Below are 22,497 nucleotides of genomic sequence, written 5' to 3'. Positions count from 1 at the left end.
CGACCCGACGCCAACACCTCCCACAAATCCCCCACACTCCCCGCACCAGGAACCCGGCACGACATACCGACCACCGCAATGGCATCGTCGGACACGCCGGAGGAGGCGGCGGCGGAACGGGCGGAACGGGAGGGAATGGCACCGGAAGAGGAATCGAGTGGCGCGGCAGAATTCGAAAGCACGGCGGGCGGTCTCCATTTCTGTTCGCGTTTCGCGCACGGGCCGAAAGCACGCATGGCGCGCGCCCATCCTCAAGCGGGGTGCTAAAGCACCTCTTGCGGTGGTCTTGCAGGTGCCGCGCGGTCCCGGCGGGCCCGGAACCGGCCGTTCAGACGGCCCGGGTGCGCAGGTCGGCGGGCAGGTCCCGGCGGCGGGCTATGTTGAACTTGCGGTAGACGCGGGTGAGGTGGTGCTCGACCGTGCTGACGCTCACGAACAGCCGCCCGGCGATCTCCCGGTTGGTGTAGCCCTGGGCGGCGAAGGTGGCGACGCGTTCCTCCGCGCCGCTCAGCAGACCGGCGTCCTCGGCGGCGGGGCCGGGGGTGGCGGGTTCGGGGCCGCGGGCGGGGAGTATCTGTTCGCACAGCGGGGCCGCGCCGCAGTCGGCGGCCAGTTGCCAGGCGCGCCGGGTGAGGGTGCCGGCGCGGTTTCCCTCGCCGCTCATCTGCAGCGCGGAGCCGAGGTCGGCGAGGGCGCGGGCGAGTTCCAGGCGGTCGCCGCAGTCGCGGAGGGCGGTGACGGCGTCGGTGAGCAGTGCGATGCGGCGGCGGGGTTCCGCGGTGGCCGCGCTCAGCCGCAGGGACCTGCCCAGGGTGCGGTGGCCGACGGCGTCCGGCAGTGCCAGGTGGTCGGCGACCAGTGCCTGGGCCTGGGTCGGCCGGCCCAGGTGCAGCAGGGCCTCGGCGGCGTCGGTGCGCCAGGGCAGCAGTCCGGGGTGGTCGGCGCCCCAGCGGGCGGCGAGCCGGCCGGCCTCGAGGAACTCCTCCAGGGCGGCTTCGGGGCGCTGGGTGGCGAGGTCGTAGCGGCCGCGGGCGCGCAGGAGGCCGAGGGTGTGCACGGTGGCGTACGGCTCCTCGCCGGGGTGTGCGGGCTGGAGGTGCTGGGCCGCGGCTCCGTACTCGCCCTGTTCGGTGAGGGCCTGGACGAGCAGGGCGAGCGGGGCGAGGAGGTAGGGGCCGCCGCGGCCGGCCAGGTGTCCTAGCGCGTCGCCCGCCGCGCGGCGCGCGCCGGGGAGGTCGCCGAGCCGCAGCAGGGCGTCGGCCTGGGCGGTGGCGAAGGCGGCGGTCCAGCCGGGGGCGAGCCGGCCGGGGGCCTGGAGGGTCAGGCGCCGGCACCAGTCGACGGCGCGCCGCGGCTGGTGCAGGACCAGGGTGCGCAGGGCGAGTTCGAGGGGTTCGTAGGTCGCCTGGGTGAGGGGGGTGTGGGTGAGGAGCCGTTCGGCGGCCGGGACGCCGTCCTCGGGGCCGGGGCGGAACCAGCGGTCGGCGGCCCGTGCCGGGGTGGTGGCCGCCCGCAGCGGGGAGAGCAGGGCGGTGAGGGGGTACGCCTGGCCGGGCAGGGTGGGGAGGGCGGCCGGCAGGGCGCCGTCCGGCCCCTGCGTGAGGTGTGCGGCGAGCACTTCGTCGGCCTCCTCCAGGCGTCCCTGGGTGGCCAGTTGGCGGGCCAGCCAGGTGCTGTCCGGGACGGGGAGGCGGCCGGCGCGGTGGGCGGCGAGGGGTTCGGCGAGGCGGCGGTGGGCGGCGGCGGGGTGTGAGCGCCAGGCCTGGGCGGCGAGCTGGAGGTCGATGCGGTGCCGGGTGGGTTCGTCGGTGCAGCCGGAGCGGGCCAGCCGCAGCAGGGCTTCGGCGCCTTCGGGGTCGCCGTGCGGGTGGGTCTCCTGGCGGGCCGCGTCCCGCAGGGCCTCGATCTCCCAGTCGTGGGCGGCCGTACCGGCGGCGAGCAGCTGCTCGGCCACGGCGGCCGGTTCGCCCAGGGCGTGGTGCAGGACGCGGGCGGCGTCCCGGTGCAGGGACCGCCGGTGGGCGGGGTCGAGGGCGTCGAGCGCGGCGGCCGCGGCGGTGGGGTGGGGCAGCAGGCCGCCGGTGACGAGACCGGCGGCCTCGAGGGTGGTGCGGGCGCGGGCGGCGGCGTCGGCGTTGAGACCGGCGAGCCGGGTGGCGCGCCGGGGGTCGGCGTGCGGGCCGAGGACGGCGAGGGCGAGCGCGAGGCGGCGGGCGGCCGGGCCGCAGCGGTGCAGGCAGGTGGCGTAGGCCTGCGCGAACGGGCCGCCGGGCTCGGGTTCGTACGCGGCGCCGTCCGCCGGGTCCTCGGTCGCGGTGCCGGTCTCGGCCAGCAGGGCGCGCAGCAGCAGCGGGTTGCCGCCGCTGAGCCGGTGCAGCCGGCCGACGGCGGCCGGGTCGGCCGGGGCGCCCCAGCGGCGGGCCAGTTCGGTGGTGCCGTGGGCATCCAGCCGGGTGAGCCGGATGCGCAGGAACCCGGGGTGGCGCAGGAGTTCGGTGTGCAGGCCGGAGGCGTCCGTCCGGTGGTGCGGGGACTGGGCGAGCAGCAGGAGCAGGGGCAGGCCGCGGGCGGTGTGGGCCAGGCGCAGCAGTGCGGCGAGGGAGGCGCGGTCGGCGTACTGCAGGTCGTCGACGCACAGCAGCAGCGGGCCCTGGGAGCAGGTGGCGCGCAGCCGGGCCGCCCACTGCTCGGGCGGGGTGTCGGTCGTGGCCGGCGGGTGCGGGTCCGCGGTCCGGGCGGGTGCGGTCCGCTCGGCGCCGTCGAGGGCGGCGGTGATGTGGTGCAGCAGGGTGTGGGGCCGGCCGCGTCCGGGGGGATCGGCGGCGGTGTGCAGCACGTGCAGGCCGGTGTCGGCGGCGGTGTCGGCGGCGTACTGCAGGAACCGGGTCTTGCCGCAGCCGACGGCGCCCTCGACGAGGACCAGTGCGGCCGTGCCGCCGGCGCAGGCGCGCAGGGCCTTGTCGAAGCGTGCGCACGCGTCGTCGCGGTGCAGGAGCGCCATGGGCCGTCTCCTTCCGCGGTCGTCCCTCGCCGTGCCCGCAGCTTAGGAACGCCGGTGCGCCGCACGGGGCGTGTGCGGGGCGGGAGTTGCTGACTGGCAGCAACTGCCCGGGGTCAGCGCGGTGTCGCGGGCACGCGTCCGCCGGCGAAGGAGCGGAGGTCCTCGGTGATCGCCGCGGCGACCTCGTCCTGCCGGTCGGCGAGGTAGAAGTGGCCGCCGGGGAAGGAGCGGAAGCCGAAGGGACCGTCGGTGAGTTCGCGCCAGGCCACGGCCTGCTCGAGGCTCACGCGCGGGTCGGAGCTGCCGGTCAGGACGCTCAGCGGGCAGTCGAGGGGGGCGCCGGGGCCGTCGGGGCGGTAGCGGTAGGTCTCCACGGCCTTGAAGTCGGCGCGCAGCGCGGGCAGCACCATGCGCAGGATCTCCTCGTCCTGGAGCAGTCCGGGGTCGGTGCCGGCGAGCACGCGGACCTCTTCGATCAGGGCGGCGTCGCCGAGGGTGTGGACGCGGTCGTCGCGCGGGATGTCGACGGCGCGGCGCCCGGAGACGATCAGGCCGAGCGGGCCGCGGCCCTCGCGCCGGAGCCTGCGCGCCACCTCGAAGGCGAGGACGGCGCCCATGCTGTGGCCGAACAGCACCAGGGGCAGGTCGTCGTAGGGCCGCAGGGCGGTGTGCACGGCGTCGGCCAGTTCCCCGACGGAGTCCAGGGCCGGTTCCAGGCGCCGGTCCTGCCGGCCGGGGTACTGCACGGCCAGGACGTCGGCGTGGTCGGCGAGCCGTTGGGAGAGCGGGAAGAAGAAGGACGCGGTGCCGCCGGCGTGCGGCAGGCAGACCAGGCGGCACGGGCGGCCGGGGGCGGGGTGGAAGCGCCGGATCCACGACTCGCCGTGGGCGTCGGGGATGCTCATGGTGCGGCGTGCTCCTTCGTCCGTGGGGCGGCGCGCCGCCCGGGTGTGTGGTTGCGCGCGGTGGCAGGGTGACCGTCGGCGGTAAAGCGCCTCTTAACGGCGGGTTCCGGTGTTCGTGCGCAGGGCCTCGCGCACCTCGGCGACGGTGGCCCAGGCGGCGAGCGCGTCCTTCGCCGGGTACAGGACGTTGTCCGCTGCGCCGGCGGCGTCGCGCAGGGCGGCGAGGGCGGCGCCGACGCGGTCCGCGCACCGCCAGGCCCGCAGTTTGGCGAGCCGTTCGCCGCGCCGGCCGTCGCCGGCGCGCGTGGGGGCGGGGCGGGGTGCGGGGGGCGCGGCGGACGGGGTCAGGCGCCATCCGGGCAGTTCGGCGCGGCAGTAGGCGAGGGTGTCCCGCACCAGCCGGTCCGGCGGTTCGCCCCGGTAGAGGCACGCGGTCCCGGTCAGCCGTACGGCCGGTACCCCGCGTTCCTCCGCGACCAGCTGGTACAGCAGCAGGGTCAGCACCGTGTCCGGTCCGCCGCGCAGCGCCACGGGCACGCGTTCCAGGGGCAGCCCGCGGCACAGCACCCGCATGTCGTCCAGCGAGTCGACGACGGCCTCCGGCCACCCGGACCGCGCGCCGCACTCCGCCGCCGTACCGGCCGTGCCGGCCGGCCTCACCGCCCGGAGCTGCTCCATCGGATCACGGTGCGCGGGGCCGCTAAAGCCGCGGTAGACCGCCCGAAGGCGGTCCCGCGCGGGGCCGGTTGGCACGAGCGGCCCGGACGGGGTACAGTGGATCTTGTACGCGGCACCCGGGTCCGGGTGAGGCGTGATGCGTTGGTGGTCCAAGGAAAGACGTCCCGCTTCCTGCGGGGAGATGCAGGTGCAAGGCCTGCCCGGCGCTCTGTTCGAGAACCCCGTCCCTGATCCGTCAGGGGCGGGGTTCTCGCTGTGCGCTCCCGGTGAGCGCCGTGCCGCCGGGGCGGCCGGGTGTCAGAACTCCAGGTCCAGAGCTTCGATGTCGGTGAACTCCACCAGCAGGTCGTGCGCGCGGCGGCCGCGGTCGCGGAAGTACATCTCGCCCAGGCCCTCCGCCAGGATCGACCGCAGGCTGCTGTCGGGGGCGCCTGCGTCCCGGGCGGCGAAGAGGCGGGCGGCGTAGTCGGGGGGCAGGGCCTGGTTGATGTGGCGGACGCGGGGGTCGTCGGTGGTGCCGGGGGCGGCGGTGTAGCCGAAGCGGGCCCGGGTGGAGACGAAGATGCCGTCGGTGGTGGCGGCGCGCTGCCGGGCCCGGGCGCGCACCCGGGGCTGCCAGCGGTGGCGGACCTCGCGGTGCAGGCGGTCGGCCAGCTCGCGGCGCGGGTGGCGGAGCTGGTCCTTCACGTACCGCTCGACGGTGCGCTGGGAGACGCCCAGCAGGTCGGCCACGGCCCGGGTGCCCTTGAGCTGCCGGACCAGGAAACGCATCTGCGCCGGTGCCGACTTCGGCACCGGGCGCGTGAAGTGCCCGGCGGCGGCCTCGTCGAGGCGGTCGCCGATGTCCACCATGGCTGTTCCCTGTTCCCTGTCCGTCGAGTGCTCGTCGAGTGCCCGCCGAGTGTTCTGCGAGCCGGTCCCGGGCACCCCTCGAGCGTGCTGCGCGGTGCTCGCCGGGGTGTGCCGGGACCGTCATTGCATCACGGGCCGGGGCGCCGGGTGCGTCAGGCCCCGTGGGACGCCCGGTGCGCCTTGGCCAGCTCGACGTACAGGGTGCCGTTGAGGGTGATGTTCTGCCGCTCCTCCTCGGTCAGCTGCCGCTTGATCTTCGCGGGGACGCCGGCCACCAGGGAGCCGGGCGGCACCTGCATGCCCTGCGGGACCAGCGCCTGCGCGGCGACCATGGAGCCCGCGCCGATCACCGCGCCGTTGAGGACGGTGGCGCCCATGCCGACCAGGGCGTCGTCCTCGACGGTGCAGCCGTGCAGCACGGCGTTGTGGCCGATGGAGACGCGTTCGCCGATGACGACGGGCGCCCCGAGGTCGTTGTGGACCGAGCAGTTGTCCTGGACGTTGCTGTCGGCGCCGACCACGATGGGGCCGCAGTCGGCGCGCAGGACGGCGCCGTACCAGATGTTGGCGCGGGCGTGCAGGGTGACCTCGCCGACGACGACCGAGGTGGGCGCCGTGAAGGCCTCGGGGTCGATCTTCGGGGCCTTGCCGCCCACTTCGGCGATCAGTGCGGCCTGTTCAGCCATTGGCGTCCTCACGGTGTGCGGGTCGGTTCGGAGGTGCGGCGGCCCAGCATGAGCAGGGCCACCACCGCGGCCACCGCGCAGGCGCCCGCTCCCGCAGCGTAGGCGACGTGCGTACCGTCGATGAACAGGTCGCCGACCCGGTCCAGGACCTGGGGGCGGATGGCGGCGGGCAGCCGGGCGGCGTCGGAGAAGTCCCCGGAGGCGATGCGGTCCACCGCCGCGGGCGGCAGCGGTACGTCCGCCAGGGCCGGGCCGGCCGAGGTGCTGAGGTGGTGGGAGACCAGCGCGCCCGCGATGGCCACGCCGAAGACGGAGCCGACCTGGCGGGAGGTGTAGCCGATGCCCGAGCCGGTGCCGGCGCGTTCCTCGGGGACCGCCTGGAGGAGGGCGGCGGTGACCGGCGGGCCGGCGAACCCGGCGCCGAGGCCGAGCAGCAGGAACTGCCACCAGTAGTGGGCGAATCCGCCGTGCAGGCCGAGCAGCAGCAGGCCGGCGAGGCCGCCGCCGGTGGCGAGGGCGCCGATGAACGCGGTGAGGCGGACGCCGATGTGCTCGCCGAGGACCACGCCGACGATGGAGGCGATCGCCACGGTGGCCGTCATGACGACCGTCCGCACGCCCGCCTGCACCGGGGAGAGCCCGTCGACCTCCTGGAGGGTGAGCATCAGCAGGAACACCGCGCCGAACATGGCGCCGAACACGCAGAAGTTGATGACGGCGCCCGCGCTGACGTGCGGGTGGCGGAAGAAGCCCAGCGGCAGCATCGGGTTGGCCTGCCGCGCCTCCCACACCACGAAGGCCGCCAGTGCCACCGCGGCGGCGGCGAAGCAGCCCAGGATGCGGGCCGAGCCCCAGCCGGCCGCGTTGCCCTCGATGAGGGCGTAGGTGAACAGGCCGACGCCGGCGACGAACAGCAGCTGGCCGAGGATGTCGACGCTGTCGCTGCGCTCGGGGCGGGTGTGCGGCAGCAGCACCGCCAGGACGGCGACGGCGAGGACGCCGACCGGCAGGTTCACCCAGAACACGCTCTGCCAGCCGTACTGCTCGACCAGGACGCCGCCGATCAGCGGGCCCGCGGTGAGGGCGAGACCGGCGACCGCCGACTGCACGCCGACCATGCGGCCGCGCGCCTTGGGGTCGGGGAACAGCTGGGTGATGATCACCATGGAGACCGGCATCAGCACCGCGCCGGTGACGCCCTGCGCGGCCCGCGCCACCAGCAGCTCGGCGACGCTGGAGGAGAGCGCGCACCAGGCGGAGGTGAGGGTGAAGCCGACCAGCGCGCCGACGAACAGCCGCTTGGCGCCGATCCGGTCGGCCAGGGCGCCGGCGCTGAGCAGCAGGCAGGAGAAGGTCAGCAGGTAGGAGTCCACCACCCACTGCAGGCCCGACACGCTCGCGCCGAGGTCGTCCTGGAGGTCGGGCAGGGCGACGTTGACGACGGTGGTGTCGAGGAAGACCAGGAACAGGCCGCTGAAGAGGGCCAGCAGCAGCAGCGGGCTGACCCGCCGGGCGTCGGCCGCGGCGGCCGGGGCGGCGCTGGAGGGGACGCCGATCGCCTCGCTCATCGGGCGGTCACCTCGGGCAGTGCGTCGCTGGTGCGGCGGGCGGTGAACTCGACCAGGTCGTGGGCGCTGAAGACGTCGATCTCGCCGGCCGCCTTCAGCTCGCGCAGCCGCTCGGTGTTGGACAGCCGCTGGGGCAGCACCTCCACCTTGCGCTGGAAGGCGCTCAGTCCGGGGGTGCAGTGGGCCGGGGTGGCCACCTCGCCGTGGAACATGTAGGCGTCGCCGGCGTGCAGCAGCGGGCCCTCGCCGGTGTCGACGGCGACGCCGATGTGGCCGCGGGTGTGTCCGGCGAGCGGCACCAGCAGGATCTCCGGGGGCAGGCCGGGCAGTTCGCGGACGGCCTCGAAGCCGTGCCAGCGTTCGCCGTCGGCGGGCTCGTGCACCACCCAGTGCGGGCCGTGCTGCCACTGGCCGGTGCGGTAGCGGTTGCGCTCCAGCTTGGTGGCCGGGTGGAGGGCGGCGCGCAGTTCGGGGCCGTAGACGTGCACCTGGGCGTCGGGGAAGTCGGCGAGGCCGCCGGTGTGGTCGCGGTCGAGGTGGGTGAGGACGATGTGCCGCACGTCCCGCGGGTCGTGGCCGAGTGCCTTCACCTGCTCCAGGGCCGTCTCGGCGGTGATCAGGGCCGGGCGCGAACGCAGCAGGAAGGCGCGGCCCAGGCGGCCCACCGGGTCGGCGATGTCGCGGGTGCCGAAGCCGGTGTCGACCAGGACCAGGCCGTGGTCGGTCTCCAGCAGCAGGCAGTGGCAGACCATGTGGCCGGCGCGGAAGTAGCTGCCGTCACCATTGATCAGCCGCCGGGAGGGCGGGTGATAGGTGCCGAGGTTCAGGTGCCGCACGCGCATGGTGGGGTGTTCCCTTCGTTCCGGGTCGCGGGTTCAGCCGACGTGTTCGAGCCCGTCGCGGGCGGCCCGCCGGGCCAGCAGGCCGGTGTAGGAGCGCAGCAGGGGGCGGGCGGGTCCGGTGGTGGGCAGCCAGGGGCCGCGGGCGCGGTGCCAGGGCAGCGGGCCGGTGGCGTCCGGCACCGGTGCGGGGGGCGGTGCGTCGCCGGTGAGGGCGTGGGCCAGGTGGGTGCCGGTGGCGACGGACAGGGCCAGGCCGTGGCCGCAGCAGCCGCCGGCGAACCAGGTGCTGTCGGTGACGCGGCCGACGACCGGCAGGCCGTCGCCGGTCATGCCGACGCGGCCGGACCAGCGGTGGGTGACGGTGACGCCGTCGGGCAGCCGGTCGGCGATCCAGCGCCAGGCGCGGGCGTCGCCGCCGCGGCCGCCGGAGGCGGGGACCTCGACGGGGCCGCCGCCCGCGATCAGCCGGCCGTCGGGGGTCAGCCGGTAGTAGGGGCCGAGCTGGGTGACGTCGATGACGGCCTGCCGGCCCAGGCGGGCGCGCAGGGCGCCGGACAGCGGGGCGGTGGCCAGGGCCCGTACCCGCATGGGGGCGACGGTGCCGACGGGCAGGCGCAGCGCGGAGGCGAAGCCGCCCACGGCGACGACGGTGCGGCGGGCGCGTACGGTGCCCGCGGGGAAGGTGAGTTCGCCGTCGGCCACGGCGGTCACCGGGCTGTGGTCGAAGCGGCGTACGCCGAGCCGGTCGACGGCGGCGGTCAGGGCGGCGGTGAGCGCGGCCGGGTCCAGGGTGGCGGCGACGGGGAAGCGCAGCGCGGCCCGGAACGGGCCGGGGTCCGCCAGGAGTTCGGGGTCCAGGTCCAGGTCGCGGTAGGCGGCGGCCTGGCGGCGCAGCGCGGTGGCGGCGCGCGCGGACCCGGCCACCATCAGCTGGCCGGGTGCGTCCACGCCGCAGTCGGCGCCGAGTTCTTCGACGAGGTGGAGGGCCTGGTGGACCCAGCCGACGCTGGTCTCGTACATGCGGCGGGCGGTGGCGTCGCCGTAGCGGCGGCGGGCGGTGTCGGGGGGCGGGCCGACGCGCGGGCCGAGCAGCCCGGTGCCGCGGCCGCTGGCGCCGGCGCCGGGACGGTCGGCGTCGACGAGCACCACGCCGAGGTGGGGCGCGGTGCGGGCGAGCCGGTAGGCGGTGGTCAGGCCGGTGAGACCGGCGCCGATGACGGCGACGTCGGCGGTGACCCGGCCGGTGACGGCGGGGCGCGCGGCGGCCGGCGGTGCCTGCCAGGGCGGTGCCTGAGCCGGGCCGGTGCCGCCGGGCCGGGTGCCGGTGTCCGCGGTGCGGTCAGCTGTCGAGAAGCGCATCCTGTCGCTCCCTTGCGGTCAGGGTGCGGAACCCCTGGTCGTGCCAGATCAGGGGTTCGCCCTCGTTCTGGGTGTGCAGGGTGAGGCCGCCGACCAGGACGCTGTGGTCGCCGTAGCGCCGTTCGTCCTGGAGGGTACACACCGCCCAGCCCAGTGCGCGGGTGAGCACCGGAACGCCCTGCTTCCAGCGGAAGGGGACGCCGGCGAAGCGGGCGGGGCCGCTCTTGCCGGTGCGGCCTGCGAAGACCTCGGCGAGGGTGCTCTGGTCGGCGTGCAGCAGGTGGACGGCGAAGGCGCCGTGGGCGCGGATCGCCGGCAGCGTACTGGAGTTGACGGACACACAGGCGAGCAGCAGCGCCGGCTGGAGGGAGAGCGTGGTGACCGCGGACGCGGTCAGGCCCAGCGGGCGGCCGTCCGCGCCGCGGGTGGTCAGCACGGTCACTCCGCCGGCGACCTTGCGGAACAGTTCCCGCGCCGAGTCCGGCCCGGCGGCCGGGGCCGCCGCCCGGGCCGCGCGCGCGAGCGCGGCGGCCCGGACGGCGGACCGGGTGGCCCGCGCCGGCGCGGCGGCCGACGGCACCGGGCCGGCGCCCGGTGCGTGGCCGGCGGCTGCGGCGCGGTTCACGGCCGGGCCGCTTCGCTGAGCACGGCGGTGTCGGCGGCGAGGACCTCCTGCGCGTCACCGAGCAGACCCTGGAGGATCTTCAGGATGTTGACGCGCAGGGCGGACTCGGCGACCGGGTCGAGGATGGCGGCCAGCGTGGGTATGCCGAGGTCGAACTCGGCGTCGAAGACGACCAGGGTGCCCGTGCCGTCGGCGCTCACCGTCCAGGTGCCGCCGAAGACCGCGAAGTCGCCGGTGAGCTGCTCGAAGGTGATGGTCATGCGCTCGGGGACCAGGACGTCGCGCTCGGTCCACTTCAGCAGGCCGTTGCGGAAGTGCACGGTCCACTCCGACACCAGCGCGCCGTCGGCCTCGGGCGGCCGGACGGTGACGCTCTCCACGGTCTCGGTCAGCTCCGGGTAGCGGGCGAAGTCGCTGATGCGGGCGTAGGCGTCGGCGGGCGCGATGGCCGGGGACAGGACGTGCAGGGTGACTCGGGGCATGGTGCTGCCTTTCTTCGGTCTCGCGCCGGGGCCTCGCGCCGTCGTGGCGCGTGGCGGTCCGGCGCTCGGGTCTCGCGCCGGTGTCCGGCGCCGCTGTCTCGTCGTCAGGCCCGCTCGGCGACGGCCGCGAGGGCGGCGTCGACGGTCTTCAGGAACAGGTCGGTCTCGTCGTCGCTGAGGGTGGCCGGCGGGGTGAAGCGCAGCACCTCGGACGCGTTCAGGGAGTGATTGATCAGTACGCCCCGCTCGATGAACTCCAGCAGCAGTTCACCGACGTAGCGCTGGTCGGCGGGCTCGATGCCGATCAGCAGGCCGCGGCCGCGCACCTCGGAGATGAGGGAGGGCGCGCGGCGGGTGACGATCGCCCGGATCTCGGCCAGCAGGTGGGCGCCGAGTTCGGCGGACCGCTGGACGACACCCTCGTCGCGGATGGTCTCCACGGCCGCGAGCGCGGCGGCGCAGGCCAGCGGTGAGGCGCCGAAGGTCGAGGAGTGCAGGATCGGGTCGCGTCCGAAGGGCAGGTACACCTCCGGGCGGGCCACCATGGCGGCCGCCGGGACGACGCCGCCGGACAGGCCCTTGCCGACCAGCAGGATGTCCGGGACGACGCCCTCGCTGTCGCAGCCCCACCAGGTGCCGAGCCGGCCGAGGCCGGTCTGGATCTCGTCGACGACGAGGAGGGCGCCGTACCGCGCGCAGGCCTCGGCGACGGCCGTGAGGTAGCCGGGCGGCGGGATGCGCACCCCGCCCTCGCCCTGCACCGGTTCGACGATGACGCAGCCGCGCCCGGGGTGGGCGGCCAGGACCTGCCGGATGGCGTCGGCGTCGCCGTACTCGACCTCGGTGACGCCGGGCAGCAGGGGCGCGAACGGCGTCTGGTACTTGGGGTTGGCGGTGACGCTGAGCGCGCCGAGGGTCTTGCCGTGGAAGCCGCGCCGGGTGGTGACGACGGCGTTGCGGCCGTGTGCCCGGGCCAGCTTGAGGGCGGCCTCGGTGGCCTCGGCGCCGGAGTTGACGAAGTGCACCAGGTCGAGGTCGCCGGGGGTGACCGAGGCGAGGGCCTCGGCGGCGGCCGCGGCGACCGGCTCCATGAAGACCCGGGTGGCCAGCGGGTGGGTGTCGATCTGCTCCTTGACGGCCCGCACCACGCGCGGGTGGCGGTGGCCGAGGATGAAGACGCCGTAGCCGCCGAAGTCCAGGTACCGCTTGCCGTCGGCGGCGGTGATCCAGGCGCCCTCGGAGGAGGCCTCCACGACCGTGCCGAGCATCCGGGCCAGGGACGCCTTGCCGGGGCCGAAGTGCCGCTCGTAGCGCAGGTCGGTGACGGTGACGTCGGGCTGGGTGAGGATGGTCCCGGCGGTCATGCCGCCGCTCCCACGGGTCGGCGCATCTTGGTGGTGATCCAGTACTCGACCGTCTTGTCGAAGGCGTCCAGCAGCCGGTCGGGGGCGATGTCGTCGGACATGCCCAGCGCGTCGAAGGAGGACTCCATCAGGGACGAGGACTGGAACAGCTGGAGCAGTTGCAGCATCCCGGTGAAGCGGCTGCGCAGCGTCGGGGTGAGCAGGTCGTCCATCAGCGGCAGCAGCAGCCGGTCCACCGCCTCCGCCGCGATCAGCCGGGGCGGCGCGGGGGTGTGGCCGTGGCGGGCGGCGACCTGGAGGATGCGGTCGATGTGCTCGCCGAGGGTCGGGGTGCTCGGGCCGCCGGTGAGCCAGTACTCGCCGGTGGTGGCGCCGGAGCGCAGCAGCTTGCCGATGCCGCGGGCGACGACGTCCTGCGGGATGTGGTCGAACGGCGACTCGGGCGCGGCCGGGATCACCGGGATGGTGCCCATCACGGTGCCGGCGACCACCTGGTGCATGCCCTGGAAGGCGGCCATCTGCCCGGTGCGGGAGTCGCCACCGACCACCGAGGGCCGGACGATGGCGGCGGTCACGCCGCTCTCGCGCACCAGCCGCTCGGCGGCGATCTTGGAGTCGACGTAGGCGCTGGGGCCGCTCTCGGCCGCCTGCTCGGGCTCGGGGCGGGCCACGAAGGCCGTGCTGACGTAGTAGAACGGCGCCTTGGCGGCCTCGGCGAAGCCGAGCATGTGGCCGGTGCCGGTGGCGTTGGTGGCGAACAGGTCCGCGCGGCTGGCCCGCCAGCCGGTGCGGGCCGCCGAGTGCAGCACGAGGTCCACGCGCCGGGCGAGCCGGCGGTAGTCGTCGGCGTCCAGCCCGAGCCGGGGGTCGGCGAGGCTGCCCTGGATCTCCTCCACGCGGGGGTCGGCGATGGGCTGGCGGTGCCGGATGCCGATGAGGTGGTGGTCGGCCGCCAGTTCCTCGATGAAGGCCCGGCCCAGAACTCCGGCGGCCCCCGTGAGCAGCAGCGTCGGCTTGCTCATTCAGTGCTCCCTAAACGATCTTCAGCGTACGGCCGGACAGATGAGCGGCCAGCGGGTCGGACATCTTGCTGCGGGCGGGCGGATGCAGGCTGAGGCCGTTGACGGCCGCCGCCAGGTAGGGCACGTCGTCGCAGCCCATGAAGCTGAGTCCGCCGAGGAGTTCCACGGCGCGCGGGACGACCCGGGCGATGGTGTCCTGGGCGGCGTAGCGGACCTGGAGCGAGTCGACGAGGACGTCCTGCTCGCACAGGGCCGGGCCGACCTGCCGGGCCACGTTCTCCACGGCGGCCATGGCGGTGTCGAGTTCGCCGACCAGCCGCACCCGGTCCGCCGCCGGTACGCGCTCCTGCCCGGCGAGCCTCTCCACCAGGGCGCTCGCGGCGCCGAGGTAGCTCGCGGTCATCAGCAGCTCGAACCAGACGAAGCCGGTGGTCTGGATGCCGTCCAGCATCTCGCCCTCGGGGACGTCGGTGCGCACCACGAGGTCGTAGGGGACGGTGACGTCGGTGATGGTGACCTGCTCGCTCTCGGCGCCGGCCAGGGCGAAGCTGTTCCAGAACGGCGACACCGTGATGCCGGGGTCGTCGGCCGGGATCAGCACCACCGCCAGCTGCTCCCCGTCGCCGTCCTCGCGCGGGATCATCACGCTGGCGGTGAGCAGGTTCATGGAGTGGGCGAGGCTGCACGGCTTCTTGGTGCCGTTGACGACGACACCGGCCTCGGTGGCCGTCGCCGTCATGGTCGGCACGAGGATGCGGCCGCCGGGCTGGCCCTCGGCGAAGCCGGAGGCGAGCAGCAGGTTGCCGTCGACGACACCGGTCAGCAGCATCCACTCGAAGCCGTTGCCGGTGCGGCTGAGGGTGACCAGGCTGGCCAGCGAGAAGTGGTGCATGGTGGTGGCGATCGCCAGCGACGGGGAGCGGGCGCCGATGGCCCGCTGCACCTGGACCGCGGCGAGCGCGTCGGCGCCCAGGCCGCCGTGTTCGGTGGGGATGAGCAGGCCGGCGCCGCCCGCCTCGCGGAACGCCTTGATGCCGGGGTTGCCCGGCCGTTCCAGCTCGCCGAGCGGCCGCGCGGCCAGCTCGGCGTCCAGACCTGGCAGGAGGGCCTCCAGGACGGCCCGTTCCCGCGCCAAGAACCTCATGTGTGTGTGCCTTTCGACAAGACCGCTTCATGGCGGGCTACGACGGTGTCCGGCGGCGTGGGCCGGTTTCGGGTGCGGACCGGGGCGTGGCCGGGGCCGGTGCCCGTGTGGCGGGTACCGGTGGCCGGTGCTGGGGTCCGGGAGCCGGGCGCGGCCGCGGTCGGCGGGCCGGGCCGGTGGCCGCCGGCGGTCAGATGGCGTTGGCGACCCGCATCAGGCGCAGGATCGCGCCGAGGCCCGGGCGGCCGGAGAAGGCGATGTACTCGGGCAGCACGGCGTGCGGTGCCCATTTCTCCTTGTAGGCCAGCTGGGTCTGGGAGGGGTAGACCTTCTCGCCGTGGGCGGCGAGGAACCGCACGATCCTGCCGACGGTGGGGCTCGCCCCGGGCGTCTCGTGCGCCTGGTCCAGGCCGACGAACGGGGTGAAGCCCAGGTGCAGCCAGGACTCGCCCTCGGCGGCGAACATCTCGATGGCGGCCGCGTTGATCGCCTCCATCACCCCGGGCGGGGCGTCGACCCGGCGGCGGGTCAGGTCGTGCAGCCGGCCGGGGCGGCTGCCGTAGACGGGTGAGTAGGTGATGTAGCCGATGGCCCGGCCGTCGATGCGGCCGACCAGGACGCGCCTGAGGCCCGCCGCGGCGCCGGTGCGCTCGCCGACGAGGAAGTCCAGCTCCTTCACGAAGCGGCCCTTGCCGCGCAGCCACTCGCGGTCGATGTCGGCGAGTTCGGCGTCGCAGGTCAGCGGGTCGGCCTCTGCCACGACGAGTCCGCTGCGCCGGGCCCGGGAGATCTTGTTGCGCAGCCGCACGAACGGCTTGCCGCGCAGCGTGAAGTCGGCGAGGGAGACGGCGTAGGAGGAGCCCATCTGGTTCACGGTGAAGCCGGCTGCGTCGTACAGCTCGGCGTCGGCCGCCTGGAGCTGCACGGCGATGATGCGCTTGCCGGCGGCCCGGGCGTGGTCCTGGAACGCGGTCAGCAGCGGCCGGCGGTCCTGGGCGGCGGCGAAGGGCCCGCCGAACTGGATGAGGTAGCGGCCGGAGGTGCGGTGGGCGACGACGCCGTCGACGCCGTCGGCCCGGAAGTACTCGGTGCCCTGGTTCAGGGCGAGGAAGGCGCTGGGGTTGTCCGCGTGCCGTTCGAGGACTCCCCGGACGTCCTCAGGCGCCGTAGTGACCGACAGCATGGACAGCGTTCCCCTTCCGTTCCTCGAGCGGCTGTGCCTCGCGGGCGTAAGCGGTTTCGAAGTGCTCGAACCCGGGGTGTTTCTTCGGTTCGAAGGACACCCCGAACGGCTTGAGGGAATTGCCGAACAGCCCCCGGTCGCCGAGGAGATGGATCGGCAGCGCGAGCAGGGCCCACTCCGGGCGCACCAGCCAGGCCCACGCTCCGGCGATGACGCTCGCGGTCACCAGGCTGTGCATCGTGTTGTAGGCGACGTAATAGCCCCGGGGAATGCTGCCGTTCGCCGAGCGGCGGAATGCCACGGCACCGGGCAGGTAGCCGATCACGTCGATGACCAGGAACAACGCGATGAACACGGGCCAGCGGACGGCGCCCAGGTGCGTCAGCGCGAGGGTGACGGCGACGGCGAGGCCGACCAGGTGTTCCAGCCGGGACAGCAGGAAGGTGTGTTTCGTCTCGAAGCGGTTCAGCGGGTCCAATTTCCCATCCCCATTTCACACTCGGCCACTTCGCAGGACCGGCTCGGAAAGGGTCGGGGTCCTGCGGGTGAATGCACAGTGCCGGCGGGTTTCGCGGGCCGCGAGGCACTGGACCGTGGCCTCAGGATGGGTGCGCCGCCCCCTTGGCCGACTCCCCTGCCACACCCCTAAGTTGCGGCTCGCAGCGGCTTGCCCGACACGGGCATAGGGGTCCTTGAGCGGGTCTGGACACGACCGGAGGCGGATGTGAGGCCCGTCCGTGATCCTTCGAGATCCGTCCCGTAGTCGTGCGAGATCCGTCCGGGGTGAGCCCGCGGCCCCCTGTGACCTGCGCGGACGCTCCGGGCGGTGGCAGGTGACGGCGGCGGGCGCGGTCCGGGGCGCGGCCGCGGCGCCGGGCCGGCCGGCGGCGCGCACCGGCCGGCGGCGTGCCACCGGCTCCGCCCCCCGCGCTCCGGAGGGACTCGAGCGGCGTTCAGTCGCCGCGCGGCGGCTCCGACGCCCAGGCGGCCAGCAGGGTCAGGGCCCGCGTGCACCAGCGGAGGTCGTCCTCCTCGTAGGACAGGCCGCGCAGGAGGGTGAGGTAGGGGCCGATGCGGCCGGTGGTGCGCAGGTAGTCGCCCTCGTCGCGGCCGGCCAGCAACTCCTCGTGGGCGCGGCGGTATTCGGCCAACCTCAGGCGGCCCTGCCTGGCCCGCTCCTCGATCGCCGCGCGGACCGCGTCCAGGTCGCCGGCGTCGACGGCCTGCACCTTGACCAGGAGTTCGTCGCGGACGGCGCCGGGTTTCGGCGGCAGCCCGGTGAACGCGGCGAGCGCCGCGCGGCCCGCCTCCGTGAGCGAGAAGACCCGCTTGTTGGGGCGCCGGACCTGTTCGACGACCCGGCCTTCGATGAGCCCCTCGCCCTCCAGTTTCTCCAGCTCACGGTAGAGCTGCTGGGGCGTGACGGACCAGAAGTTGGCCACCGACGAGTCGAAGGCCTTGGACAGCTCGTAGCCCGATGCCTCGCCGTCCAGCAGAGCGGCCAGAACCGCGTTCCTCAACGCCATGTGATCAACCTAGCCCATGGACTACTGGCATCGGCACCTAGTAACTTCCACACGTACTCAAAAAATTGAGTATTCAGCGAGTGCACCACCGGACGACCGAACGGGGTGAGTGACATGAGCGACTACGACGTCATCGTGATCGGGGCGGGCAACGCGGGTCTGACCGCCGCCGCCACACTGCAGCGCGGCGGTGCCCGCACCCTGCTGCTCGAACGGCACAACGTGCCCGGTGGCTGCGCCACCTCGTTCGTGCGCGGCCGGTTCGAGTTCGAGACCGCGCTGCACCAGCTCTCCGGCGTCGGCGTGGCGGGCCAGGAGCACTCGCTGCGCGGCCTGCTGACCGACCTCGGGGTCGCCGACCGGGTGGAGTTCGTACCGATGAGCGGGCTGTACCGGGCCTGCGTGCCGGGCGCCGTGGACGTCTGCCTCCCGGCCGACTGGGACGGCGCCGCGGCCGCCGTCGAGGACGCCTTCCCCGGCAGCCTCGACCGGGTCCGGCGCTTCTTCGACCTCGTCCGCGCGGTCGCCGGCATGCAGCTGATGGCCCTCAACGCTCCGCCCGAGGCGGCCCGCCGGCAACTCGCCTCCGGCTCACCGGAGGCCCGCGCCCTGCTGGGCCAGGGCCTCAGGCCGGTCCAGGACGTGCTGGACGAGATGTTCGACGACGAGCGCGTGAAGTTCGTGCTGAGCGCCTACTGGGAGTTCCTCGGCCAGCCGCCCACCCGGCTGCCGCTGGCCAACCTGGCGCTGCTGCTGTACGCGTACTTCGAGTTCAAGCCCTTCCACATCCGCGGCGGCAGCCAGATGCTCTCCGGCGCCCTGCTGGAGTCCTTCCTCGCGGCGGGGGGCCAGGTCCGCCTCGGCACCGCCGCCGAACGCATCCTGACCCGCGACGGCGCGGTGTGCGGGGTGCGGCTGCGCGGCGGCGAGACGGTCACCGCGCACGACGTCGTCTCCAACGCCTCGCCCCTGATGACGTACGGCCGCATGCTCGACCCCGCCGACGTGCCGGCCGGGGTGTGGCGGGACCTGGGCTCGCGCCGGGTCGGCGTCTCCGGCTTCGTGCTGCACCTGGGCCTGGACGCCTCCCCGGCCGAGCTGGGCCTGACCACCAGCACCAGCTTCGTCTGCGCGAGCCCCGACCCGGCCGGCTTCACCACGGGCCTGCGCTCGCTGTCCGGCGGCGCCCGCGCCCTGAGCGCCACCGCCTACGAGGTCGCCCCGATCGGCCTCGCGCCCACCGGCGCCACGCACCTGAACGTGCTCAGCCTCCAGTACGCCGAGCCCTGGGAGCGGCTGCCGCCCGCCGCGTACGCACCGGCGAAGTTCGCGTACGCCGCCTCCGTGCTCGACCTGCTGGAGCGGGCGGTGCCGGGCGTGCGGGAGGCGATCGAGGAGGCCGACGTCGCCACGCCGGTGACGATGATGCGCTACCTCGGCCATCCCGGCGGCGCGATCTACGGCTTCGACCAGGACGCCACCGACAGCTGGCTGTTCCGCGACGACGAGTCCCCGGCCGTCCGCGGGCTGCGGCTGGCCGGCTCCTGGGCCGGGCTCGGCGGCTTCCAGCCGACCCTGCACGCCGGGGTGCGCGTCGCCCGGTCGCTGCTGCACTCGCGGCTCGCCACCGTCTGACCGCACCGCCCCGCCGGCTCGCGCCCGCCCGGTCACCTCCGCCCAACGCCGCCCCGCCCCGTCCCGACAAGGAGACGCCCGATGAACGCACACCCCCTGGCCGACCTGTTCGACGACGCGCCCGCCGTGCGGGCCGAGATCGCGCGCCGCGAACGCGCGGGCGCCCGCTGGAGCGACGCGGCGGCCACCGTCGGGCGGCTGCACCCCGGGCAGCTGGACCTGGTGGTCACCGAGACCGTCACCGAGACCGCGACGGCACGCACCCTGCGCCTCGCCCGGACCGACGGGCGCACCCTGCCGCCGTTCCTGGCGGGCCAGCACATCAGCCTGCGCGTGACGGTCGACGGCACGCCCACCAGCCGGCCGTACACGATCTCCTCCAGCCCCGCCGAGCTGGACCACTACGACGTGACCGTGGGCCGGGTCGCCGGGGGCGGCCGGGTCAGCGACCACCTGCTCGACCGGGTCTCGGCCGGCGACGTGCTGTCCGCCTCCGGCCCGCTCGGCGGCTTCCACCACAACCCGCTCTTCCACGGCGACGACCTGGTGTTCGTGGCCGGCGGCACCGGCGTCGCCCCGGCGCTGAGCATGATCCGCGACATCGTGGACCGGAACCTGCCGCGCCGGCTGCACCTGGTCCACGGCTCCCGCTCGGCCGACGGCATCCTCTTCGCCGGGACCCTCGCCGCCCTCGCCGCCCGGCACGACGGCATCCGCGTCGACCACGTCGTCTCCGAGCCGGACGGCGACTGGCGGGGCCCCACCGGGTTGCTCACCGCCGAGACCGTGACCGGCCTCACCGGCCCCCTGGCCGGCCGCATGGTCTACGTCTGCGGTCCGCGCCCGATGTATCCGCTGGTCATCGACGGGCTGACCGCGCTCGGCCACCAACGGCGCCGTATCCGGGCCGAGGCGGCCGGCGCGCCCGGGCGGCCCGAGCGCGAGCCCGGCTGGCCGGCCGGCGTCGCGCCCGGGGGCCGGGTCAGCGTCAGCGTCGGGGGCGCGGCGGGCCGGCCCAGCCCGTGCGGGCGGCCGCTGCTGGAGGCGCTGGAGGCGCAGGGCGCCGCTCCCCGGGCCGGGTGCCGCACCGGAGCGTGCGGGATGTGCCGGGTGCGGCTGGTGAAGGGCACCGTCTTCCGGCCCGCGGGCGAACGGCGCCGCCTGTCGGACGAGCGCTTCGGTTACGTCAACGCCTGCACGGCCTATCCGCTGACCGACGTCGAACTCACGACCTGACCGCAGCGGTCCGCGTGGGCGACTGCCCGACCGAGGCGGTCCGCGTGGGCGGCGGTCACAGAGCCTCCTCCCCGGGGTGACGGGGGCGGGGAGGGGTGGCGGGCCCGGGAGCGACAGGGGTGCTTCCGGGCCCGCCTGCATGCCCGGACACCGGCGCGCGCACCGCCCGCCGGGGTACCGGCGGATTCAGGACTTTCTCGGGGACCTCTCCGGATCGCCGGGGGCGGCGCGAAAGGCGTGCAGGAGCATGTCGGTCAGTTCCTCGAAGTAACCGGAGTCCGGCTCGGGCGGGTAGTCGCCGACGATCAGGCGCCAGTACAGCGGCCCTATCAGGAAGTCGAGGGCCAGCCCGATGTTCAGGTCGCCGGGCAGTTCGCGGCGTTCGATGCCGCGCTGGAGCAGCTCGGTGACCTGCTTGCGGCGGACGTCGGCGATGTTGTGGCGCAGCGCCTCGGCGAGCGTCGGCTCGCGCACGGCGGCGGCGAGCATGTCCGGGATGATCCGGGACGCCTGCGGGTGCAGGAAGCCGTCGGCGGTGGTGGCGAGGTAGATCCGCAGGTCAGCGCGGAGGCTCCCGGTGTCCGGCACCCCGACCGTGTCGACCGCGGCCTTGGTGATCAGGTCGACGGCCATGGCCTGCTTGGACGGCCAGCGCCGGTAGACGGCGGCCTTCCCCGCCCCGGCGCGCTTGGCGACGGCCTCGATGGAGAGCCTGCCGTAGCCGACCGCGGCGAGTTCCTCGAAGAAGGCCACGGCGATCGCGTCCGTGACGGCGTCCTGGAGCACCGGGCCCCCGGGGGGCCGGCGCGCGGGCGCGGCGGATGCGGAGGGGTTCGGATCGGACGCTTGAGACATGCATCCGAATCTAGCACGAGACGGAACGGTTGCGTCTCGACATTACTCGGCCACGTGGGCCACGTCACCCGAGACGGAACGGTTGCGTCTCGGCTTTCGGCGCGCTACGGTGTGACCAGTAGACGAGACGGAACCGTTCCGGCTCGCCAAGCTGCACCGTGCCAGCGACCCACAGCTCCGCCGAGTGAGAGGCCACCCCCATGCAGTTCCTCTTCGACAACGAGTCCTTCTCCTTCGAGGCCCTGCGCACCGCCAGCTTCGGCGCCTACGGCGGCGCCGACCTCGGCGAGGTCCTGGCCACCGCCCGGGCCATCGGGGACGGCGGCGAGGACGCCTGGTACCGGGCGTGGAAGGCGACCGGCGACCGGGTCCGCGAGGACGGCGAGCGCAGCCTGGCCGCCGGGCACCTGGTGAGCGCCCGGGAGTCGATGCTGCGGGCCTCGAACTACTACCGCACCGCCGACTTCTACCTGCGCGACGACCCCTTCGAGGACCCGGCCGCCAAGGAGGTCTGGGACCTGGCCGCGGACACCTTCGCCACCGCGGCGAGCCTGCTGGACACCCCGGTGGAGCCGGTCGCCATCCCCTACGAGGACACGACCCTGCCCGGATACCTGTTCCTGGTCGACGACTCCGGCGCCCCGCGCCCGACGGTGGTCTTCACCGGCGGCTACGACTCCATCCTGGAGGAGGCCTACTTCGCCGTCGCGGCGGCGGCGCTGCGCCGCGGCTACAACTGCCTCGCCTACGACGGCCCCGGCCAGGGCGCGGCGCTGCGCCGGCAGCGGCTGTTCTTCCGGCCCGACTGGGAGAACGTGGTCGGCCCGGTGATCGACTACGCGCTGACCCGGCCGGAGATCGACCCCGCCCGCATCGCCCTGCACGGCTACAGCCTCGGCGGGCTGCTGGTGGCCCGCGCCGCCGCGTTCGACTCCCGGATCGCGGCCGTGGTCGCCGACGGCGGGGTGTACGACTACCACGCCTTCAACTTCCGCCAGATCCCGCCCTTCCTGGCCGACTGGGTGCGTACCGGCCGCGACGACCTCGCCGAGCCGGTGGCGGCCATGATGAGCCACCACAGCACCTTCGTCAGCTGGGCGCTGCGCAACGGCAGGTGGACCTTCGGCGCCGACTCCGTCTCGGACTACATGCGCCGCACCCGGGGCTACAGCCTGCGCGGCATCGCGGAGCGGATCAGCGCGCCGACGCTGGTCTTCGACCACGAGAACGACTTCTTCGACGGCGAGGCCAAGCGGGTGTACGAGGCGCTGGTCTGCCCGGCGACCCTGGTGAGCCTCGCGGAGGCGGACGGCGCCGGCGAGCACTGCGGCTACGGCGCCCGCTCCACCGTGCACCGCCACATGTTCGACTGGCTCGACAGGACCCTCCCCGCCGCGCCCGCCCCCGAGGCAGGTGCACTCGGCGGGGCCCCGGCCGAGCGCGGATGACCGGCTGACTCCGCGCGCCGGACCCCCCTCCGCGCCGCCGTCCCCCGCCCGACCGCCGTCCCCGACGCCCGCCCGTGCCGCTGTCA

At 74.8% G+C, this 22,497-nt stretch carries 20 protein-coding genes and 2 pseudogenes; 3 read left to right on the top strand and 19 right to left on the bottom strand.

Annotated elements, in window-relative coordinates:
* The 18 genes and pseudogenes from ACZ6CZ_RS29190 to ACZ6CZ_RS29105 form a co-directional block, all read right to left on the bottom strand.
* On the bottom strand, nucleotides 1-236 hold a 236-nt coding region (locus ACZ6CZ_RS29190; RefSeq protein WP_469027074.1), incomplete at its 3' end, for a beta-ketoacyl synthase N-terminal-like domain-containing protein.
* 92 nt (nucleotides 237-328) lie between these two features.
* Nucleotides 329-3,001 (bottom strand): helix-turn-helix transcriptional regulator, encoded by a 2,673-nt coding sequence (locus ACZ6CZ_RS29185; RefSeq protein WP_469027071.1) that lies wholly within the window; start codon nucleotides 2,999-3,001, stop codon nucleotides 329-331.
* 113 nt (nucleotides 3,002-3,114) lie between these two features.
* A complete protein-coding gene (locus ACZ6CZ_RS29180) occupies nucleotides 3,115-3,906 on the bottom strand; it encodes a thioesterase II family protein (RefSeq protein WP_469027068.1) in 792 nt (263 codons plus the stop codon).
* Nucleotides 3,907-3,999: 93 nt separating this feature from the next.
* Nucleotides 4,000-4,188 (bottom strand): annotated as a pseudogene (locus ACZ6CZ_RS29175) (methylmalonyl-CoA mutase family protein); the annotation flags it as partial.
* Nucleotides 4,189-4,347: 159 nt separating this feature from the next.
* Nucleotides 4,348-4,584: pseudogene (locus ACZ6CZ_RS29170) on the bottom strand (methylmalonyl-CoA mutase family protein); the annotation flags it as partial.
* A 297-nt stretch (nucleotides 4,585-4,881) separates the two neighbouring features.
* Entirely contained in the window at nucleotides 4,882-5,436 is a 555-nt protein-coding gene (tpg, locus tag ACZ6CZ_RS29165; RefSeq protein WP_469027066.1) for a telomere-protecting terminal protein Tpg, read from the bottom strand.
* Between the two features lie 152 nt (nucleotides 5,437-5,588).
* Nucleotides 5,589-6,122, bottom strand: a complete 534-nt coding sequence (locus ACZ6CZ_RS29160) for a gamma carbonic anhydrase family protein (RefSeq protein ID WP_469027063.1) — start codon at nucleotides 6,120-6,122, stop codon at nucleotides 5,589-5,591.
* 8 nt (nucleotides 6,123-6,130) lie between these two features.
* Nucleotides 6,131-7,690 carry an MFS transporter gene (locus ACZ6CZ_RS29155; RefSeq protein ID WP_469027061.1) on the bottom strand — a complete coding sequence of 520 codons (1,560 nt, stop codon included), beginning with the start codon at nucleotides 7,688-7,690 and terminating at the stop codon, nucleotides 6,131-6,133.
* Nucleotides 7,687-8,532, bottom strand: a complete 846-nt coding sequence (locus ACZ6CZ_RS29150; RefSeq protein WP_469027059.1) for an MBL fold metallo-hydrolase — start codon at nucleotides 8,530-8,532, stop codon at nucleotides 7,687-7,689. The genes ACZ6CZ_RS29155 and ACZ6CZ_RS29150 overlap by 4 nt, the downstream gene beginning before the upstream one ends.
* A 33-nt stretch (nucleotides 8,533-8,565) precedes the next feature.
* Complete coding sequence (locus ACZ6CZ_RS29145) at nucleotides 8,566-9,891, bottom strand: NAD(P)/FAD-dependent oxidoreductase (RefSeq protein WP_469027057.1); 1,326 nt, start codon at nucleotides 9,889-9,891, stop codon at nucleotides 8,566-8,568.
* Complete coding sequence (locus ACZ6CZ_RS29140; protein WP_469027055.1) at nucleotides 9,872-10,516, bottom strand: flavin reductase family protein; 645 nt, start codon at nucleotides 10,514-10,516, stop codon at nucleotides 9,872-9,874. Before ACZ6CZ_RS29140 ends, ACZ6CZ_RS29145 begins: the two co-directional genes overlap by 20 nt.
* A complete protein-coding gene (locus ACZ6CZ_RS29135; protein ID WP_469027052.1) occupies nucleotides 10,513-10,998 on the bottom strand; it encodes a type II toxin-antitoxin system RatA family toxin in 486 nt (161 codons plus the stop codon). The genes ACZ6CZ_RS29140 and ACZ6CZ_RS29135 overlap by 4 nt, the downstream gene beginning before the upstream one ends.
* Nucleotides 10,999-11,102: 104 nt before the next feature.
* Nucleotides 11,103-12,362 (bottom strand): aspartate aminotransferase family protein, encoded by a 1,260-nt coding sequence (locus tag ACZ6CZ_RS29130; protein ID WP_469027050.1) that lies wholly within the window; start codon nucleotides 12,360-12,362, stop codon nucleotides 11,103-11,105.
* Nucleotides 12,359-13,384, bottom strand: coding sequence for an SDR family oxidoreductase (locus tag ACZ6CZ_RS29125; protein ID WP_469027048.1), 1,026 nt, complete (start codon nucleotides 13,382-13,384; stop codon nucleotides 12,359-12,361). Before ACZ6CZ_RS29125 ends, ACZ6CZ_RS29130 begins: the two co-directional genes overlap by 4 nt.
* Before the next feature lie 10 nt (nucleotides 13,385-13,394).
* Complete coding sequence (locus tag ACZ6CZ_RS29120) at nucleotides 13,395-14,528, bottom strand: acyl-CoA dehydrogenase family protein (protein WP_469027045.1); 1,134 nt, start codon at nucleotides 14,526-14,528, stop codon at nucleotides 13,395-13,397.
* 190 nt (nucleotides 14,529-14,718) lie between these two features.
* The gene (locus tag ACZ6CZ_RS29115) at nucleotides 14,719-15,711 is read right to left on the bottom strand and encodes a bifunctional lysylphosphatidylglycerol flippase/synthetase MprF (protein WP_469027043.1); all 993 of its coding nucleotides are present in this window, start codon (nucleotides 15,709-15,711) and stop codon (nucleotides 14,719-14,721) included.
* Nucleotides 15,686-16,189, bottom strand: a complete 504-nt coding sequence (locus tag ACZ6CZ_RS29110) for a hypothetical protein (protein ID WP_469027041.1) — start codon at nucleotides 16,187-16,189, stop codon at nucleotides 15,686-15,688. Before ACZ6CZ_RS29110 ends, ACZ6CZ_RS29115 begins: the two co-directional genes overlap by 26 nt.
* Before the next feature lie 475 nt (nucleotides 16,190-16,664).
* Nucleotides 16,665-17,237, bottom strand: a complete 573-nt coding sequence (locus ACZ6CZ_RS29105) for a PadR family transcriptional regulator (RefSeq protein WP_469027038.1) — start codon at nucleotides 17,235-17,237, stop codon at nucleotides 16,665-16,667.
* A gap of 114 nt (nucleotides 17,238-17,351) precedes the next feature.
* On the opposite strand from ACZ6CZ_RS29105, the gene ACZ6CZ_RS29100 reads away from it, so the two are divergent.
* On the top strand, nucleotides 17,352-18,872 hold the full coding sequence (locus ACZ6CZ_RS29100) for a phytoene desaturase family protein (protein WP_469027036.1): 1,521 nt from the start codon (nucleotides 17,352-17,354) through the stop codon (nucleotides 18,870-18,872).
* 81 nt (nucleotides 18,873-18,953) lie between these two features.
* Nucleotides 18,954-20,108, top strand: coding sequence for an iron-sulfur cluster-binding domain-containing protein (locus ACZ6CZ_RS29095; RefSeq protein ID WP_469027034.1), 1,155 nt, complete (start codon nucleotides 18,954-18,956; stop codon nucleotides 20,106-20,108).
* A 186-nt stretch (nucleotides 20,109-20,294) separates the two neighbouring features.
* Here ACZ6CZ_RS29095 and ACZ6CZ_RS29090 read toward each other — a convergent pair whose 3' ends face one another.
* The gene (locus ACZ6CZ_RS29090) at nucleotides 20,295-20,963 is read right to left on the bottom strand and encodes a TetR-like C-terminal domain-containing protein (protein WP_469027031.1); all 669 of its coding nucleotides are present in this window, start codon (nucleotides 20,961-20,963) and stop codon (nucleotides 20,295-20,297) included.
* Between the two features lie 200 nt (nucleotides 20,964-21,163).
* On the opposite strand from ACZ6CZ_RS29090, the gene ACZ6CZ_RS29085 reads away from it, so the two are divergent.
* Nucleotides 21,164-22,411, top strand: coding sequence for an alpha/beta hydrolase family protein (locus ACZ6CZ_RS29085; RefSeq protein WP_469027029.1), 1,248 nt, complete (start codon nucleotides 21,164-21,166; stop codon nucleotides 22,409-22,411).
* Nucleotides 22,412-22,497: the final 86 nt, after the last annotated feature.

Source organism: Streptomyces sp. NPDC041135 (assembly GCF_055592085.1).
This window is presented reverse-complemented; position numbering and strand designations above follow the sequence as displayed.